At 50.7% G+C, this 15,403-nt stretch carries 18 protein-coding genes and 2 tRNA genes; 8 read left to right on the top strand and 12 right to left on the bottom strand.

Annotated features, from left to right (window positions below; genetic code table 11):
* Positions 1-36 precede the first annotated feature (36 nt).
* Together E3E26_RS00950 and E3E26_RS00945 are read left to right on the top strand one after the other, a co-directional pair.
* Positions 37-1,359, top strand: coding sequence for an HAD-IA family hydrolase (locus E3E26_RS00950; protein WP_167899522.1), 1,323 nt, complete (start codon positions 37-39; stop codon positions 1,357-1,359).
* A 5-nt stretch (positions 1,360-1,364) separates the two neighbouring features.
* On the top strand, positions 1,365-1,730 hold the full coding sequence (locus E3E26_RS00945; protein WP_167900070.1) for a DUF2304 domain-containing protein: 366 nt from the start codon (positions 1,365-1,367) through the stop codon (positions 1,728-1,730).
* Here E3E26_RS00945 and E3E26_RS00940 read toward each other — a convergent pair.
* From E3E26_RS00940 to E3E26_RS00930, 3 genes are read right to left on the bottom strand one after another with little or no spacing between them, the layout of a single operon-like run.
* Complete coding sequence (locus E3E26_RS00940; RefSeq protein WP_167900069.1) at positions 1,727-2,266, bottom strand: cytidine/deoxycytidylate deaminase family protein; 540 nt, start codon at positions 2,264-2,266, stop codon at positions 1,727-1,729. The genes E3E26_RS00945 and E3E26_RS00940 overlap by 4 nt on opposite strands.
* 5 nt (positions 2,267-2,271) lie before the next feature.
* Complete coding sequence (locus E3E26_RS00935; RefSeq protein ID WP_167899521.1) at positions 2,272-3,054, bottom strand: M48 family metallopeptidase; 783 nt, start codon at positions 3,052-3,054, stop codon at positions 2,272-2,274.
* 6 nt (positions 3,055-3,060) lie between these two features.
* Positions 3,061-3,426 (bottom strand): BlaI/MecI/CopY family transcriptional regulator, encoded by a 366-nt coding sequence (locus E3E26_RS00930; protein ID WP_167899520.1) that lies wholly within the window; start codon positions 3,424-3,426, stop codon positions 3,061-3,063.
* 143 nt (positions 3,427-3,569) lie between these two features.
* Between E3E26_RS00930 and E3E26_RS00925 the strand changes: the two genes are divergently transcribed.
* A tRNA-Arg gene (locus tag E3E26_RS00925) sits at positions 3,570-3,647 on the top strand.
* Positions 3,648-3,990: 343 nt separating this feature from the next.
* Here E3E26_RS00925 and E3E26_RS00920 read toward each other — a convergent pair.
* Together E3E26_RS00920 and dph5 are read right to left on the bottom strand one after the other, a co-directional pair.
* Positions 3,991-4,068 (bottom strand) — tRNA-Val (locus tag E3E26_RS00920).
* A gap of 42 nt (positions 4,069-4,110) precedes the next feature.
* Positions 4,111-4,905, bottom strand: coding sequence for a diphthine synthase (gene dph5, locus E3E26_RS00915; protein ID WP_167900068.1), 795 nt, complete (start codon positions 4,903-4,905; stop codon positions 4,111-4,113).
* A gap of 357 nt (positions 4,906-5,262) precedes the next feature.
* On the opposite strand from dph5, the gene E3E26_RS00910 reads away from it, so the two are divergent.
* Positions 5,263-5,994 (top strand): helix-turn-helix domain-containing protein, encoded by a 732-nt coding sequence (locus E3E26_RS00910; protein WP_167899519.1) that lies wholly within the window; start codon positions 5,263-5,265, stop codon positions 5,992-5,994.
* 10 nt (positions 5,995-6,004) lie between these two features.
* On the opposite strand, the gene E3E26_RS00905 is transcribed toward E3E26_RS00910, so the two are convergent.
* Positions 6,005-6,790 carry a 4-phosphopantoate--beta-alanine ligase gene (locus E3E26_RS00905; RefSeq protein ID WP_167900067.1) on the bottom strand — a complete coding sequence of 262 codons (786 nt, stop codon included), beginning with the start codon at positions 6,788-6,790 and terminating at the stop codon, positions 6,005-6,007.
* A 204-nt stretch (positions 6,791-6,994) separates the two neighbouring features.
* Here E3E26_RS00905 and E3E26_RS00900 point away from each other — a divergent pair, with 204 nt between their 5' ends.
* A complete protein-coding gene (locus E3E26_RS00900; protein ID WP_012572337.1) occupies positions 6,995-7,843 on the top strand; it encodes a sulfide/dihydroorotate dehydrogenase-like FAD/NAD-binding protein in 849 nt (282 codons plus the stop codon).
* Entirely contained in the window at positions 7,844-9,292 is a 1,449-nt protein-coding gene (gene gltA, locus E3E26_RS00895) for an NADPH-dependent glutamate synthase (RefSeq protein ID WP_167899518.1), read from the top strand. It begins immediately after the preceding gene.
* 15 nt (positions 9,293-9,307) lie between these two features.
* Here gltA and E3E26_RS00890 read toward each other — a convergent pair whose 3' ends face one another.
* The 3 genes from E3E26_RS00890 to E3E26_RS00885 form a co-directional block, all read right to left on the bottom strand.
* Positions 9,308-9,772 (bottom strand): hypothetical protein, encoded by a 465-nt coding sequence (locus tag E3E26_RS00890; protein ID WP_167899517.1) that lies wholly within the window; start codon positions 9,770-9,772, stop codon positions 9,308-9,310.
* Positions 9,773-10,066: 294 nt separating this feature from the next.
* A complete protein-coding gene (locus tag E3E26_RS11230; protein WP_255453684.1) occupies positions 10,067-10,336 on the bottom strand; it encodes a hypothetical protein in 270 nt (89 codons plus the stop codon).
* A gap of 10 nt (positions 10,337-10,346) precedes the next feature.
* Positions 10,347-10,940: a helix-hairpin-helix domain-containing protein gene (locus E3E26_RS00885; RefSeq protein ID WP_255453683.1), complete on the bottom strand. Its 594-nt coding sequence runs from the start codon at positions 10,938-10,940 to the stop codon at positions 10,347-10,349.
* Positions 10,941-11,038: 98 nt separating this feature from the next.
* On the opposite strand from E3E26_RS00885, the gene E3E26_RS00880 reads away from it, so the two are divergent.
* Both E3E26_RS00880 and E3E26_RS00875 read left to right on the top strand, forming a co-directional pair.
* Positions 11,039-11,941 carry an MBL fold metallo-hydrolase gene (locus E3E26_RS00880; protein ID WP_167899516.1) on the top strand — a complete coding sequence of 301 codons (903 nt, stop codon included), beginning with the start codon at positions 11,039-11,041 and terminating at the stop codon, positions 11,939-11,941.
* Positions 11,942-12,244: 303 nt separating this feature from the next.
* Positions 12,245-13,417 (top strand): nicotinate phosphoribosyltransferase, encoded by a 1,173-nt coding sequence (locus E3E26_RS00875; protein ID WP_167900066.1) that lies wholly within the window; start codon positions 12,245-12,247, stop codon positions 13,415-13,417.
* Between the two features lie 267 nt (positions 13,418-13,684).
* Here the strand turns inward: E3E26_RS00875 and E3E26_RS00870 are convergent, their stop codons facing one another.
* From E3E26_RS00870 to E3E26_RS00860, 3 genes are all read right to left on the bottom strand, one after another.
* Entirely contained in the window at positions 13,685-13,888 is a 204-nt protein-coding gene (locus tag E3E26_RS00870; RefSeq protein WP_167899515.1) for a ferredoxin, read from the bottom strand.
* Between the two features lie 131 nt (positions 13,889-14,019).
* Entirely contained in the window at positions 14,020-14,550 is a 531-nt protein-coding gene (locus E3E26_RS00865) for a metal-sulfur cluster assembly factor (RefSeq protein WP_167899514.1), read from the bottom strand.
* A 63-nt stretch (positions 14,551-14,613) separates the two neighbouring features.
* Positions 14,614-15,354: an ATPase gene (locus E3E26_RS00860; RefSeq protein ID WP_167899513.1), complete on the bottom strand. Its 741-nt coding sequence runs from the start codon at positions 15,352-15,354 to the stop codon at positions 14,614-14,616.
* Positions 15,355-15,403 lie beyond the last annotated feature (49 nt).

Raw genomic sequence — 15,403 nt, 5'->3', positions numbered from 1 at the left:
TACAACGGCCCAAAAATAAACCCTTCGGTGAAAGCCATGGATATAAGGCTCGTCGTCTTTGACCTCGACGGAACCCTCATTGGGGCACCAAAGCCCTTTGCCCAAGTCAAGGAGGAGCTTAAATCAAGGTTGCTGGAGATGGGAATTCCCGAGGATATCATTGGTGACCTCACTCCAATGTACGAGAATCTCCATCGGATAGCGAAGGAAACGGGGAGAAGCTTTGAGGAGCTATACTCGATAATGGTCGAGCTCGAAGTGGAACGAATAGAGGAGAGCTTTCTCTTCGATGGCGTTCTCGACGTTCTGGAGTTCCTAAAGGCAAGGGGCATTCCAATGGCGATAATGACGAGGAGTTCCCGTGAGGCAACGATGAGGGCCCTTGAGATGAACGGCATTAAGGACTACTTCTCGTTGATATCCACCCGGGACGATGTTCCAGCCGGAGAAGTCAAGCCGAACGCTGGTCAGCTTGAAAGGATAATTACCGCCTTTGGGGTCGAGCCGAGCAAGGTTCTCGTCGTTGGAGATCACGGCTACGATATAATTCCCGCCCGAGAGCTAGGTGCGCTGAGCGTCATGATCACTGACCACACCGCCGGGAGGATGAGTTTCAGCGTTGAGGCGAAGCCGAACTTCGAGATTAAAACGATTAAAGGCCTCCTTCCGCTGTTGGAGAACCTATTGAGTACATACGTGGTCGTTCCTGCCTACAACGAGGAGAGAACCATTGGGACAGTTCTTAACGATCTCCTGCGCTACTTCCGGGCTGAAGAGATAATCGTCGTCAACGATGGCAGCAGGGACAAAACAGCCGAGGTAGCACGCTCCAGAGGCGTTCACGTCCTTACCCACCTTGTCAACCGAGGCCTCGGTGGGGCTCTTGGGACGGGCATTGCCTATGCCCTCAGGAAGAATGCGAGACTTATACTCACCTTTGATGCCGATGGTCAACACCTAGTGAGTGATGCCCTTCGCGTTATGAAGCCAGTCGCCGAGGGCAAAGCCGACTTTGCAGTTGGCTCGAGGCTCAAGGGCGACACGAGCGAGATGCCCTTCGTCAAGCGCTTTGGCAACTTCGTCCTTGATGCCATAACCGCGGTCTTCGCGCGGAAGTACGTCAGCGACAGCCAGAGCGGACTGAGGTGCTTTAGTCGTGAGTGTGCGTCAAAAATAACGATAACCTGCGACCGCTATGCAGTTTCAAGCGAGATAATCATAGAGGCCTCGAGGAACGGCTGCAGGATTGTGGAAGTTCCCATTAAAGCAGTCTATACGGAGTACTCCATGAAGAAGGGCACAAACATCCTGGAGGGGATCAAGATAGCTCTTAATCTGCTGTTCGATAAACTGAGGTGATGGGTATGTATGCGGTTCAGTACATAACTATAGTTATTGTTCTCGCCTTGATGGTCTATGTGCTTGGAAGGTATGGGCGCAAGGAATTTGAGTGGGGAGACTTCCTGTTCTGGGAGTCATTACTCGTGGGTATCTTAATAGTGGCCATATTTCCAGTCGAGATAGCCAAAGAGATAAAACGCGTTCTTGGCCTTGGTAGAGGTCTCGATGCTCTTTTCGTTATAGGCATCGGCCTTGCGTATATACTGACGTTCAGGGTTTACCTCGCTGTCGACAAAGCCGAGCGCGAGATAACCGAACTTACAAGGAAAATCGCCATAGAGCTGGAGGAGATGAACAAGCGGCTGGAGAAAATAGAGAAGAAGCTTTAACCTTCCACAAACTCTCCGAAGAGCTCCTCCAGGAAGAGCCTCACTCTCTCTTTCGGGAGTCTGAACTGCCTTATCTTTACTATTCCTTTCTCCTGTGCTTCCCTGAGGAGTATTTCAGTTGCCTCGTTGGGGTACATCTCCTCGTATACTATCTCCTTTATGCCTGCGTTGATAACTAACTTGAAGCAGGTGTCGCAGGGAAAGTGGGTGACGTAGAGCGTTGCCCCTTCGAGGCTTATGCCCTTTCTGGCTGCCATGGCTATGACGTTCTGCTCCGCGTGAACCGCCCTGTGGCAGTGGCCGTCCACTATGAGGCAGCCTACATCAATACAGTGCTCCATTCCCCTCGGCGCACCGTTGTAGCCTGTTGCAAGTATGTACCCGTCCTTGACGGCAACGGCGCCGACGCGGAGCCTTGGACAGGTTGCCCTAAGGCTAACAAGCTTCGCTATCAGCATAAAGTACTCGTCCTTGGTCGGCCTGATGCGCTTTATGCGCTCTGCCTTTTTCCTATCAAGGAAGATTTCAACGCTCATAGCCATCACTGCATGCGCCTGTTGAACAGATTGCTACCATTTATCTCAACGAGGATTCTGAATATCCTCTCGTCATAACTTGGATGGGTCTCTATGATGGCCGTTTTCTGCTTCCTCTCTATTGCCGGCTCAATGCTCGGCAACGAGCTCAACCTGACTCCTATCCTGAGATCCTCGTAGTATTTGAGCTCCTCAAGGGCGCGCTTCAAGCTCATGGGGACGTCTAAGAGTCTGAGTGCGGTTTCGTCCGCCTGGAATTCCCTGTTCTTCAGGAAGCTGGCACGGGTAACCTCGTAGAGCCCGTACAGTCCGAGTGCCGCTATCGTGACCGCGAGGCTGTGGGCGAGGAAAATCAGCACCGCTGTGAACACAATCATGAGGTACCTGCCGTATGCTATAAGGGGAAACATCTTTGTGTCGCCGTTCTTTATGTGGCCGAGTTCGTGGGCGGCAACGGCGAGTATCTCGTCCTGGTCAAGAACCTCGAACAGTCCAAGGGAGAGGACTATCGTGTTCTTAAATGAGTATGCGTTTGGAATGTAGTCGTCAAGGATGAAAACCCTTGGCATTGGAAGGCCCGCCTTCTTTGCCATTCTGGCTATGCCATCGTAGAGCCAGGGGATCTCGCTTCTTTCAAGGGTAATATAGTTGCCCTTGATGTCGTGGGTGGAGACCCACAGGTAGAATGCAAATATGAGTCCGAACGCTGCCAGTGATATCTTGAGGCCCAGCTCCTCTAAGGCTATAACTGCCAGCAGGACCTCAAGGGCTATTATGATGAAGAGCATCTTTCATCACTTCTTAATTTTGGAGAGATACGCGTAGGTTGCCTCCCTGAAGTTCGTCATGAGGGCATCGAGAATGCTCTCCACTACTTTTTCCTCGAACTCTTCCCTCGTGGTGGTTATTGAGTAGACGTATCTCATACCACCCCTTCCCTTCTCAACGCTTCTTTTGAGCAGACCGCGCTCGCAGAGGCGGTTCATGAGAATGCTTATGGTGGAGCGCCTTATGTCGGGATGCTTCTCCTTCATGTATTCGTAGACCTGGCCGGCGGTGGCCACCTTAACCTTCCACATGTGTTCCATTATTTCTGCCTCGAGGGGTGGGAGAACCGCCTTTATACCTTCTTCGGTGAGCTTGAACTCGTGGGGCTCCATGGGTATCACCTTCCTCTTCCTTACTGTATGTAGGGTGCCTTAGCTAAAAAGTTTTTGTGCTTTTTGATGCTTCCATGTACTATTAAGTCCAGCCGATTCCGGAATTAGGTTTTTAAATCTACCCCTCGAGTAGTTATGGGCGTGGGCCGGTGGCTTAGCCTGGATAGAGCGTCGGCCTCCGGAGCCGAAGGTCGCGGGTTCGAATCCCGCCCGGCCCGCCATAGAAACTTTTGCCGAGCAAAAGTTGCTCGTTAGAGGTTCATCAAAGCTTGTACGTCTCTTTTAGATTTGTCAAGTTCCGAGTGTCTTCGACGGCCTATGGGCTTCTTCTTGCAAGAGAACCAGCATAAAACAACATCAAAAGAGAATTTGCAAGGGCAAGTGGTTTCTGTTTAAATTTGGCTTTTTGAGTTGTTTCAACTTTCCCTTTTGACGCCCTTTGGGCGTCACACTCACAGTGAAACACTGTAAAATCGCCTTCTGCTCGTAGAAACCATTCGAAAACCAGCAATTCAAAGAAGCATGCCAACTTTGATGAAATTTTTGCTTGGCAAAAGTTTCTTATGGTGGGCCCGCGGGGCTTTGAACCCCGGACCTCCGCCGTGTGAGGGCGGCGTCATAACCAGGCTAGACCACGGGCCCGTCCCGGGAATAGTGGAAGGGAACGAAAATATAAAGCTTTCGCTAGACCTCCTCGAGTATCTTCCTCGGCGCACCGGCGAAGGCCACTAAGTATTCTGCCTCAACAATGTGCAGCCTTCCCGGAACGACCATAACGTGCGGCTGTCTGCCGAAGTCCTCGTTGAGCATGTCCCTAACGTAGCCAGCTTTGAGCGTCGGATTGAGCGAGCCCGCACGTGCAAGAACGACTACCAGCGTATCAGGCGTGAAAACACCCTCACCCTTCATCTCCTCAACCTGAAGGAGAATCTCCATCGCCTCGTTAGCTGTCATGTAACGATTCTGATCGGCCTTTATGTCAAGGAAGAGCATCGTGTGAAGTCCCCGCTCTTTGTTTTCCTTTATCACGTCGTAGTGACTCGTTGGAAACCAGTTTTTCTCTGGGTAAGCCACGGTTGCGCTCTTGCCGAACTTGTATATCTGGAGGCCGGTTATGGCTATAGCGGAATAGATGCTCGGCGCGTGGATGACGTAACTCTCGATTCCCATCTCCTTCGCCCTTATGCGGAGGTCGGAGTGAGTGGTTGCCACCATAGGGTCACCCGCGGTTAGAAAGGCGACGTCCTTGTCCTTCGCCTCGCTAAGAACGATTCTCTCAAATTGGAGCTCGACTTCTTCCCTGCTGAGCCTCCTGATGGGCTTCCCTATAATCTCTTCAATCTTATCAAGCGTCGTCCCGGCTAAAAGTGATGTGTAGAACTCGGCAAAGACAAGGTCGCACTTTCTGGCCATCTCAAGGCCCTTAAGCGTGATGTCTTTTTCGTCGTAGAGTCCCAACCCAATGAAGTATATCGCCATTTTTCCCACCGACCCAGCGTAGGATGAGAGGTTTTTAAGCTTGACCGCCAAACGTGGGCAACTCTGAAACTGCATTTAATCTTCCAATTACTGGCCAAGCCGGGATTCAACTTAAAATGACCTGTTTAACGCGAGTTCACTTTGTTTTAGATGCCCACAGGACGTTAGCTGGGAGAGAACTCGCATAAATACCGCCATTCGGTGAATGAACCCCTCAACAAGCAAGCCAAGTAAGGAGAATGCACTGTAAAGCTGCAATCTTGGAAGTTAATCACTTTTGATCAACCTTTCTCAAGAAAAGTTTGCTTGTTAGGCAATTGCCGAAAGGTTTATAACGATTGACGAATATCTTTCACTATGCTTGAAAAGGAGAAAGAAGCTCTCGCCAAGAGAATAGCAGGAGAAATAACCCTCTCCTCCGACCCCGGAAAGACTATGCGCAAGTGGAGGGAGATATTCGGCATAAGTCAGACGGAGCTCGCCGAATACCTCGGCGTCTCTTCTTCCGTCATAAGCGACTACGAGGGCGGGAGGAGAAAGAGCCCCGGTGCCTCGACCATCAGGAAGTTTGTTGAGGCTCTTCTGGAGATAGACGAGCGCAGGGGAGGAAACGTCATAAAAGCCTTCAGCAAGACTCTTGGAAGTGAGCTTCCGACGAGCGCTATCCTTGATATAAGGGAGTTCGCACTGCCCATCACCATCAAAGACCTCGTTGGAGCCGTCAAGGGCGAAGTTGTTGCAAACATGCACCTCCTGGATAGAAGGATATACGGCTACACAGTCGTTGACAGTATAAAGGCGATCCTCGAGATGTCAGCGGAGGAGTTCCTCAAGCTCTACGGCTGGACGACCGAGAGAGCGCTGATATTCACCAAGGTAACGACCGGAAGGAGTCCAATGATAGCCGTCCGCGTTCAGGGGCTCAAGCCGGCAGTAGTCGTCCTCCACGGCGTCAAGAAGCTCGATGAGCTTGCGGTAAAGCTGGCCGAGCGCGAGAGGGTCCCACTGGTGATCTCCCACGCGGGAAGTGAGGCAGAACTTATAACAGGGCTGAGAAAACTGGTAGAAAAGACAGAGATGGAGCTCTAACGGGCGACCTCTAATCGAGCTGCTTCTTTCGCCATATCCCACCTTCCGCGAGCTTAGTTAGTCTGTTCCTTATGTGGAGCAGTACATCGCTCAGCGTTTTTCCATTGTCGTACTCCTCGATGATTCTGAGGAGCTCCTCCCTGCTGTAGTCCTTCATTTCACGGGCGAGCTCTGTCATCCTTGGATAAGCCCTAACGATGTTGTCTACGATGGTTATATCTGCCATCCTCGCCGAACGAGATAATGGGTTCAAATCAATGGTTATCACGAACTTGCCCATCTTAACGAGGGCCTCAGTCCTGTCACCGTCCTCAAGGGGAACGATGATGACATCAGCCTTCCAGATGCCGTTCTCATCGACTTTGCCACGTTCGTGCTCTAGGCCGGGAATCCTCTTCGTTGGGTTTATACCGAGGAGCTCTATCTCGGGATCGTATTTGCGGAGTTCTTCTGCTATCGCCTTAACACGCTCCTCTGTGCGGTAGAAGAGGTTTATTTCGAGCTTGGCATTGAGTGCTTTGGCGAGCTCTATCGTTTCCTTCGGCACCAGAGCGGCAACGTTGCCGTTCACGGAGACAATGGGATGCTCCGCAAGGAGGAGCTTCGCGACTGCTGCCCGCATGGCCCTCTCGGCAGGTTCTATCGTCCTTTCGCCGATGAGGTAGTCAAAGGCCTCTCCCCTACCGTGGGCGATCAAACCGGCCTTCGCCGTCATTCCCTTCTCCATTCCCTCGATGATCTTCTCTCTATAGTAGAGGCTCCAGTAGCGCGGATGGCTCTTGGGTATTTTCACCATTTCCATCACCTTGTATTGGTTTGGCATGATATGATAAAAAGTCTTCCTCGCCGGATTTATCCTTTAGCCGTCCCTAATAAAGCCTGCAGAGAACTTTTTTAGGGTGGCTCGGGGTTCTGAACCTTTGGTTTAAAAAAGGAATATAAACCTTAGGTTCAAAACCTTAGGTGAACAAGTTTGAACACATGCTCAAGGTGGTGCATTATGGGATATAAGATAACAAAAAAGGAGAACCTGAGCGCCATAGACTTTTTCATGGAGGTTGAGGCACCCCACATAGCCCGCTCCTGGAAGGTGGGTCAGTTTGTGGTTTTGATCCCCGATGAGAAGGGCGAGAGAGTCCCGATGTCTGTCTATTATGCTGATGATGGGAGGATAGGTATGTTTCTCAGGCGCCATGGAATCACAACCTTCAAGCTCTGGTATGAGTTCGACGTTGGAGACGAGATTCTAAGCATAACGGGCCCCCTTGGAAAGCCGATTGACGTCAAGTACTACGGCAACGTTGTCTTTGTCTCGGATGCCGTCTGTGCACAGGCTGAGAGCTACGCAACGCTCAAGGCCATGAAAGAGGTTGGAAACTACACTATAGCGATTCAGACCTTTGAGAACGCCGCAAACGTTTATCCAGAGAAGTACCTCGCAAAACCAGTGGCGGACGAGCACTACCTCACAACGGAGGATGGGAGCGTTGGCATAAAGGGCCACTACCTTGATGTCCTCAAGGAGCTCATCGAGAAGGACAAGGTGGATATAGTCTTCGGCGGCGGAAAGCTTGGCTCCCTCAAAAAGCTCGCTGAGCTAACAAGGCCTTACGGAATCCCTACGATAGTCACGGTCAGGCAGATAATGGTCGACGGAACCGGAATGTGCGGTTCGTGCAGGGTTCTTTACGACGGTGAGATAAAGTTCGCTTGCAGGGACGGGCCAATGATGGATGCTCACAAAATAGACTGGGACGATGCCATAAAGAGGAACGCCCGCTTTGCGGAGCAGGAGAAAATTGCAAGGGAGAGATACCTCGCCAAGCTGAGGGAGAAGGGGGTGATCTGAATGGCGAGAGCCAAGCCTAAGCTTATCAAGGAGCGCGTTCCCACTCCGGAAGTGCCAGTGGAGGAGAGGGTGAGGAGCTTCGTTGAGGTTAACCTTGGTTATGACTTTGCTTCGGCCCTAAAGGAAGCGGAGCGCTGCATACAGTGTCCACCCGAGTACGCGCCATGCATCAAAGGATGCCCTGTCCACATAAACATACCAGGATTCATAAGGGCCCTCCGTGAGAACTCTGACAACCCCGACGAGGCCGTCAAGAACGCCCTGCGTGTAATATGGAACGACAACACCTTACCTGCTGTTACGGGAAGGGTTTGCCCGCAAGAGGAGCAGTGTGAGGCCCCCTGTGTGATGGGTAAGGTCGGAGAACCGATAAACATAGGCAAGCTGGAAAGGTTTGTGGCTGACTACGCGAGGAAGCACGGCATAGAGGAGGCGCTCCTCAGGGAATTCATGGGAGACAGTGAGGGAGTGAAGGGAAAGGTCGCAGTGGTCGGAAGCGGGCCTGCTGGTCTGACCTGTGCGGGAGAGCTTGCGAAGATGGGCTACAAGGTTACCATTTTCGAGGCCCTCCACAAGCCAGGTGGAGTACTCATCTACGGGATTCCCGAGTTCCGGCTCCCGAAGGAAATACTCGAGAAGGAGATAGCAAAACTCAGAGAGCTGGGAGTTGAGATAAAGGTCGACTACATCGTCGGGAAGACCGTAACTCTTGAGGAGCTCCTTGAAGAGTACGATGCCGTTTTTATCAGTACCGGGGCTGGTACTCCAAAGCTCCTAAACATACCGGGAATCCTTCTCGACAGAATTTACACCGCAAACGAGTTCCTCACGAGGATTAACCTCATGAAGGCCTACCTCTTCCCTGAATATGACGAGCCAATCGCGATAGGAAAGAAGACGATCGTTATTGGAGCTGGAAACACGGCGATGGATGCGGCGCGCTCCGCCCTCAGGCTCGGTACTGAAGTTACGATAGCCTACCGTCGCGGAAGGGACGACATGACCGCCCGTATCGAAGAGATTCAGCACGCTGAGGAAGAAGGTGTTAAGTTTGAGTTCTTCGTGAACCCGGTCGAGTTCATAGGGGACGAAAACGGTAAGGTGAAGGCAGTGAAGTTCGAGAAGATGAGGCCGCTCGATGAGCGCGATAGCAGAGGTAAGAGAAAGATAGTTGGCACCGGTGAGTACATAACTCTGGAAGCCGACACTGTCATCATCGCCATTGGCCTTGAACCCAACAAAATAATAAGCGAGGAAGCCACCGGTCTCAAGACAAACCCCGATGGAACGCTCGTGGTTGACGAGAACCTCATGACGAGCATCCCTGGAGTCTTTGCAGGTGGAGACGCGATAAGGGGAGAAGCAACCGTCATCCTAGCGATGGGCGATGGAAAGAAGGCGGCAAAGGCCATCCACAATTACATACAGGCCAAGAAGGCGAACGCTTGACACCTCTTTTCTTCTCTACCACTGCCTCTTTCTGTCGCCGAAGAAAAACTTCATGAAGCCTGAGAAATCCTCGCCGCGGAAGGCCGCGTAGAGGCTCTGCGTTTCCTCCGGGGAGAGCCATTCAATCCTCTCCGGGATGCCTTCCTCAAAGAGGTATAGAATCTCGTCGCCCTTTCTGGCCACATCGAGAGTGTAGATCTTCTTTCCCTGCTCCTGGGCGATTTTTATCTCTCTGACAACGAGGGAGGTGAACTTGCCCACTATGGCTATAGCCACAAATACCTCCGCGTCCTTTATCATGTGATCTGTGCTCTTGAGTCCATAGTTTGAAGGAACTATGAAGTTGTTCGAGCCGAGCTTCTCCTCAAGTAGCTCAAGGATGACCTTCTCTGTGTGAGTGTGGTAAAGTATCGTGGGCTCGCTCAGGTAAACGAGCGGCCCGTATTTCTCCTTTTTCTTTCGTCTCAAAAATCCAAACATGAGACCACCTCAGGTGGGGATAATGTCCTCATCGTCTCCTCGGGAGGGATGACACTCATCATCGGTTGACAGACTAAATCTCCCTTTACGACCTTCTTTTGGCCAAAGGAGCATTCTCCAAGGAAGGTCATCACAGGTTAAAGGTGCCTTATCCTCACCTCTACCGAGAGTATCTGTGAATTGGCTAATAAACTTATCCCCCTCGTAGTTTAATACTGTTTAATACTTCAGTCTTCTATTCCTTTTTCAGTTATCCTAAATGTAGCTTCCGTTGCAGTATCTATGTAAGGGGATTTAACTACATGGGCAACCCTTATGTTTGAGTTTTTGCTTCCCTTTTTTTCGTATATACAGTCTAAACATAGAAGCCACCTTCATAATGGAACCACCCCATGGTTGTCCTCGATACGAATCGTTAGTTATAAGAACAGCTACCTTGTACATATCTGCTAATCGATGGAGATCAAATAAATGTCTTGCCAAGTGCTGTTGTCTCAAAGATAAGGCATTTCTACCGGTGTATTCTACTCGGAAGTGTGTTGATATTGAATCAATTACCAGCATTCTTACTGGTCTATCTCCCTCTATTTTTTTCTTGGATAATCTCCTCAGCTTTATTCACTAAGAAAGTTTGATGATTGCTGTTAAACGCTTTAGCAGTGTATATATTTTTAAGAACTTCCTCAGAATCAAGCCCTCTGTTTTCCGCTATCTGTTTTATTCTGTATGGATTAAATGAATTCTCAGTGTCTATCCATATCACCGAACCATTAAGGCCACCTTTAGTAGAAGGGAGTTGAACCATTACTGCAACTGCATGTGCAAATTGGGTTCTGCCACTCCCAGACTCTCCATAGATTTCGGTTATACCCCCTATCCAAATACCACCATGAAGAATAGAATCAAGGTTGAGACTTCCTGTTGAAATCTTATCTCCTGCTTCAAGTCTCTTCTTGTATTCTTCTGCACTAATAAACAGTGAAGAAGCTTTTCTAGCGGCTTGAATTATTTTCAAAGCGGCACTCTCGCTTATTCCAACTATCTCCCTCAGTTCCATTGGAGAAGAAATTGCAATGGACTCAATTGTGTCGTATCCTGTATCGCGTAGTTTCTTTGCAATATCTGGCTCCACACTAGGAAGGTCTTCAATTTTATCGCCCAATCTCATCACCTGTTTATTGTCTATTATGTATGATAAATATTTAATGGTTTAATTCTGACTTTGGTATAGGTGTTGTGGAAAGGTGATAAAATGCGGGTGATAAAATGCGCATCGTTCCTCTCGCGGCCGAAAGTCTTGGGGTGAGGAGCCTGGCAACGTTCGTGGAAGCTGGAGGAATAAAAATTCTCATTGACCCCGGTGTCGCCCTCGGGCCGAAGCGCTACGGCCTTCCACCAGCGAAGGCCGAGATGGAGGCACTCCAGAAGATGAGACGGAAGCTTCAGGGCTACGCGCGGAGGAGTGAGGTTGTCGTTATTTCCCACTATCATTACGACCACCACACACCGTTCTTCGAAGGTCTGTACGAGAGCTCAAACGAGAGCTACGCGAGGGAGATATACGAGAGAAAGCTCCTTTTCATAAAGCACCCACGGGAAAACATAAACTTCAGCCAGAGGAAGCGCGCTTGGGCCTTCCTCAAAAACGCCGAACCGATAGCGAAGAAGATTGAGTTCGCGGACGGCAAATCCTTCGACCTCGGCGGCGTTGAGTTGGAGTTTTCCCCAGCCGTTCCCCATGGAAGCGAAGGTTCCAGGCTCGGCTTCGTTGTGATGACGCTCATCGATGACGGCTCTGAGAGAGCAATCCACGCGAGCGATATTCAGCTCCTCAACAAAAAAGCTGTAGAGTGGATAATCGAGAGGGTTCCAGATTTGCTCATAACTGGGGGACCACCGACATACCTCGGTAAGCGCGCTGAGGGAAGCTGGCAGGCTGGCATTAAAAACCTCAACGAGATAATCCGCGAAACAGGAGCAGAGATAATACTCGACCACCACATCATCAGGGATAAGAACTATCCGAGGTTCTTCGACGAGCTCGAGGAGAGACCAAAGACATTCGCGGGCTACCTGAAGGTTGAAGACCGGCCGCTGGAGGCTTACAGGCGGGAACTTCACAAAATCGAGAAAGGTGGGGAGGCAGAGATACCGTTCAAACTAAGTTGAGGGAAGCCGCCGTCCATAGGGATAATCACTCGTCGAGTGCGTGGAAGAGCAGCGCCTATGGCCACCAGATCGCAGTCGTCAACGTTGGGGCTTTCGGTGACCCTGGCTACTTTTACCTCCGTTACGTCCCTTATCGCCTCCGCCATCCAGTGAGCGACCTTCTCCGTCGAGCCTCACTTAGTGTTGTATATTGTGCAGACCCATGATTTCACATACCCACGGGGTCGGTTTTGGTACTACTTAGACCTTTCAACTGAGGAAAGCCTTAAATCGAGGGGGGTAAAGTTGTTTTGGGTGAGGAAAATGAGGGATTTCTATATCGCCCACGAGGAAGATATAAAAGCCGGAAGGACCACTGACGTTTACTTCATTAGGACAAAGAAAATCCTTGAGGAAAAGGGCATCCACAAGAAGGTTTTCGCCGACGTAACCACGACGGGACTTCCAAAGGGCTGGAAGTGGGGAGTTCTGGCTGGAATCGAAGAAGTTGCCAAGCTCCTCGAAGGCCTGCCGGTGAACGTCTACGCCATGCCAGAGGGGACGATATTCCACCCCTATGAGCCTGTTCTTCAGATTGAAGGATACTACGAGGAATTCGGCATCTACGAGACTGCCTTACTCGGAATGCTCAGTCAGGCGAGCGGTATAGCCACCGCGGCATTGAGGGTCAAGATCGCCGCGAACTTCAAGCCAGTCTATTCCTTTGGCATAAGGCACATGCATCCTGCCATAGCCCCAATGATTGACCGCTCGGCATTCATAGGCGGCTGCGACGGGGTGAGCGGCGTTCTCGGGGCGGAGATGATAGGTGAAAAGCCCGTTGGAACGATGCCTCACGCGCTGATTCTTACCGTAGGTGACCAGGTGAAGGCCTGGAAGTACTTCGACGAGGTCGTCGAGCCGGAGGTGCCAAGGACAGCGCTGGTTGACACCATCTGCGACGAGAAGGTTGAGGCTCTGATGGCAGCTGAAGCCTTAGGAGAACGCCTGACCGCGGTGAGGCTCGACACGCCCGGCTCGAGGAGGGGCAACTTCAGGAGGATAATCGAAGAGGTCCGCTGGGAGCTCGACCTAAGGGGTTACGAGCACGTTAAAATCTTCGTCAGTGGAGGCCTAAACGAGGAGAGCATAAGGGAGATAGTGGACATCGCAGATGCTTTTGGCGTTGGCTCGTCCATAGCCAGTGCGAAACCTATAGACTTCTCCCTTGACATAGTCGAGATCGAAGGAAAGCCTTTCACCAAGCGTGGCAAGCTCAGCGGAAGGAAGCAGATATACCGCTGTGAGAACGGCCATTACCACAGGGTTTCAGCAGATAAAAAGCTGGAAAGATGTCCAGTCTGTGGGGCGAAAGTCGAGCCGCTCTTAAAGCCGCTCATTGAAAACGGTGAAATAGTGGCAGAACTTCCAAAGGCGACGGAGATAAGGGAGTACGTCCTGGAGCAGGCTAAAAAATTCAAGCTGAGCCTTGAATGACCTTCCAAACCTTTTCTATTTAATGGTTCGAGGGGAAAGAATATGGGATTCCAGTTGGCCCATAACTGATACGGAATTTGTGTTTCTGCTGGCGTTCTTCCTTTTTATGTTCATTGTTCTGACACTGATGGAAAACGGGCGAGTTTTCATGCTATATCCTCCTCAACCAAGTGCTTACAATAATGTCTCAAGAACTGTCAGAAGGGCTACGGAAGAGGGAAGAACAGGAAAGGAATAATGAACAATGAGAGGAAAAAGAAGAGGCCTTCAGGCCTCCTCAATTATAATAGCGCTGACTGGACAGGCCTCAGCGGCCTCCTGGGCGCAGTTGTAGAGGCTCTCGTCCTCAATAACCTCGACAATAGCCACTGCCTTGCCCTCGTCGTTCATCTCGAAGACGTCCGGGCAGAGGCTGGCACAGATAGCATCTCCGATACAAACGTCCTGGTCAACCTTAACCTTCCACGCCATGGAGCATCACCGCAGTTAGATGAACCTCGGCGAATATAAACTTTTCGTCGAGGAAAAGGACTCCAAACGACGAAAATTCGTGGAAGAAGGAGAAAAATCGAACCCCCATGCACAGAGAGGGGCAGGATGGGTCAATAGAGCCCGAGCTTCTTCTTGTACTCATCGCTTATCCTATCTGGCGTCCACGGCGGGTCGAAAGTGAGCTCGATCTCGGCGTCCTTAACCCCCGGAATCTCGAGTATCTTGTCCTCCACGGCCCTGAGAATCCACATCGTCAGCGGACAACCGGGAGTGGTCATCGTCATCTTGACGTAGACTGTCTTGTCTGGCATTATGTCAAGCTCGTATATGAGGCCAAGATTGACAACGTCGATGCCTATCTCGGGGTCTATGACTTCCTTAAGCCTCTCAAGTATCATCTCTCTTGTTACTTCGACATTGTCGTCAACCTGCTTGTCCCTCTCGCGGTTTATCGTGATCGTACCAATTCCCTCGATTCTCTGAAGCTCGGCGTTGAGCCTTATGAGGACATCGTCTATGTTTGGCGTGTCCTTTGCAAGGGTAATCGTCACGGAACCATCCTCACCGATTTCAAGTCCCTTAACGTACTTCTCATCAACCACCGCTTTAACCTTCTCCATTACCTCTTCCTTGGTTACCATAATTCACCACCTGAACGAAGTTCAAGATGACAAATTTAAACCTTTTGGGTCAGAAATGAGTAGTCAGCGGGATAGGATGTCGAATATCAATGTCTCCGCTATTTCAGGGGTTATGGCCCTGGCTCTGAGCTCACGGAGAACCCTTTGAATTGAGAAGCGCTTCACACTTGGGGCTTTTCTGAAGGTTTCCCACAGGAGAGGACAGCCAAACTTAAGGTCGTACTTCCCGCCAATCAGCTCGATTATCTCGGCCTTGTCAAGGGCAAGAAAAGCAGGGAGGTTCAGCGTTACCATGTCTCCGTTTTTGTAGATGGAAATAAGGCCAGAGCTCAGCAAGTCGCCGCTGGCTACGATTTTGGCACCTATCTCTCTCGCGTAGTCCTCGACGGCCTTTATGACCATCGAATGACACCGGCCGCAGATTGGGGCACCCTTGTTCATCTGCTCAGTCATCGCCTCAAGATAACCAGGAATTTCAACAAAAACCGCGCCGTAGCTTTTAGCCTTGTCTACAACCTTCTCGTTCATTTGGGGGAGCTTTGCCGTAACGGGGACAACTTCGAAGCCGGCCCAGCGGAGGATTTTGAGAGTTGAGGTGCTGTCAGAGCCGGCAGAGAAAGCCAGGGCTATTTTTTCACCAACGGGTGAGCGGTCGAAGTCTTTACCTGTTAGACGGTACTCCAGGAGGGCCCTGAGACGGGAGTAGGCCCTCTCGCTAATGTAAGGCCTAACCTGCTCAAGGGCCTCGCGGTTGTATTCGAGGCGATAGCGCTTGACGAAGTCATCTTCAACAATCCTCAGCATCAGAGAAGCGAAAGTTGGAGGACTTATTAACCTTACTCTGCGTGGAAAA

It is taken from the genome of Thermococcus sp. LS1 (assembly GCF_012027395.1).
In the GTDB taxonomy this organism is placed as follows: domain Archaea; phylum Methanobacteriota_B; class Thermococci; order Thermococcales; family Thermococcaceae; genus Thermococcus.
This window is presented reverse-complemented; position numbering and strand designations above follow the sequence as displayed.

What these genes read in the sequence shown, in the direction of transcription:
- dph5 (WP_167900068.1), bottom strand. Translation starts at nt 4,905, where the DNA reads ATGGCGATATACTTCATTGGGTTGGGACTCTACGACGAAAAAGACATC.
- E3E26_RS00875 (WP_167900066.1), top strand. Translation starts at nt 12,245, where the DNA reads ATGAGGGATTTCTATATCGCCCACGAGGAAGATATAAAAGCCGGAAGG.
- E3E26_RS00935 (WP_167899521.1), bottom strand. Translation starts at nt 3,054, where the DNA reads ATGCTCTTCATCATAATAGCCCTTGAGGTCCTGCTGGCAGTTATAGCC.
- gltA (WP_167899518.1), top strand. Translation starts at nt 7,844, where the DNA reads ATGGCGAGAGCCAAGCCTAAGCTTATCAAGGAGCGCGTTCCCACTCCG.
- E3E26_RS00890 (WP_167899517.1), bottom strand. Translation starts at nt 9,772, where the DNA reads ATGTTTGGATTTTTGAGACGAAAGAAAAAGGAGAAATACGGGCCGCTC.
- E3E26_RS00945 (WP_167900070.1), top strand. Translation starts at nt 1,365, where the DNA reads ATGTATGCGGTTCAGTACATAACTATAGTTATTGTTCTCGCCTTGATG.
- E3E26_RS00870 (WP_167899515.1), bottom strand. Translation starts at nt 13,888, where the DNA reads ATGGCGTGGAAGGTTAAGGTTGACCAGGACGTTTGTATCGGAGATGCT.
- E3E26_RS00900 (WP_012572337.1), top strand. Translation starts at nt 6,995, where the DNA reads ATGGGATATAAGATAACAAAAAAGGAGAACCTGAGCGCCATAGACTTT.
- E3E26_RS00885 (WP_255453683.1), bottom strand. Translation starts at nt 10,940, where the DNA reads ATGAGATTGGGCGATAAAATTGAAGACCTTCCTAGTGTGGAGCCAGAT.
- E3E26_RS00950 (WP_167899522.1), top strand. Translation starts at nt 37, where the DNA reads ATGGATATAAGGCTCGTCGTCTTTGACCTCGACGGAACCCTCATTGGG.
- E3E26_RS00905 (WP_167900067.1), bottom strand. Translation starts at nt 6,790, where the DNA reads ATGGTGAAAATACCCAAGAGCCATCCGCGCTACTGGAGCCTCTACTAT.
- E3E26_RS00860 (WP_167899513.1), bottom strand. Translation starts at nt 15,354, where the DNA reads ATGCTGAGGATTGTTGAAGATGACTTCGTCAAGCGCTATCGCCTCGAA.
- E3E26_RS11230 (WP_255453684.1), bottom strand. Translation starts at nt 10,336, where the DNA reads ATGCTGGTAATTGATTCAATATCAACACACTTCCGAGTAGAATACACC.
- E3E26_RS00930 (WP_167899520.1), bottom strand. Translation starts at nt 3,426, where the DNA reads ATGGAGCCCCACGAGTTCAAGCTCACCGAAGAAGGTATAAAGGCGGTT.
- E3E26_RS00865 (WP_167899514.1), bottom strand. Translation starts at nt 14,550, where the DNA reads ATGGTAACCAAGGAAGAGGTAATGGAGAAGGTTAAAGCGGTGGTTGAT.
- E3E26_RS00940 (WP_167900069.1), bottom strand. Translation starts at nt 2,266, where the DNA reads ATGAGCGTTGAAATCTTCCTTGATAGGAAAAAGGCAGAGCGCATAAAG.
- E3E26_RS00880 (WP_167899516.1), top strand. Translation starts at nt 11,039, where the DNA reads ATGCGCATCGTTCCTCTCGCGGCCGAAAGTCTTGGGGTGAGGAGCCTG.
- E3E26_RS00910 (WP_167899519.1), top strand. Translation starts at nt 5,263, where the DNA reads ATGCTTGAAAAGGAGAAAGAAGCTCTCGCCAAGAGAATAGCAGGAGAA.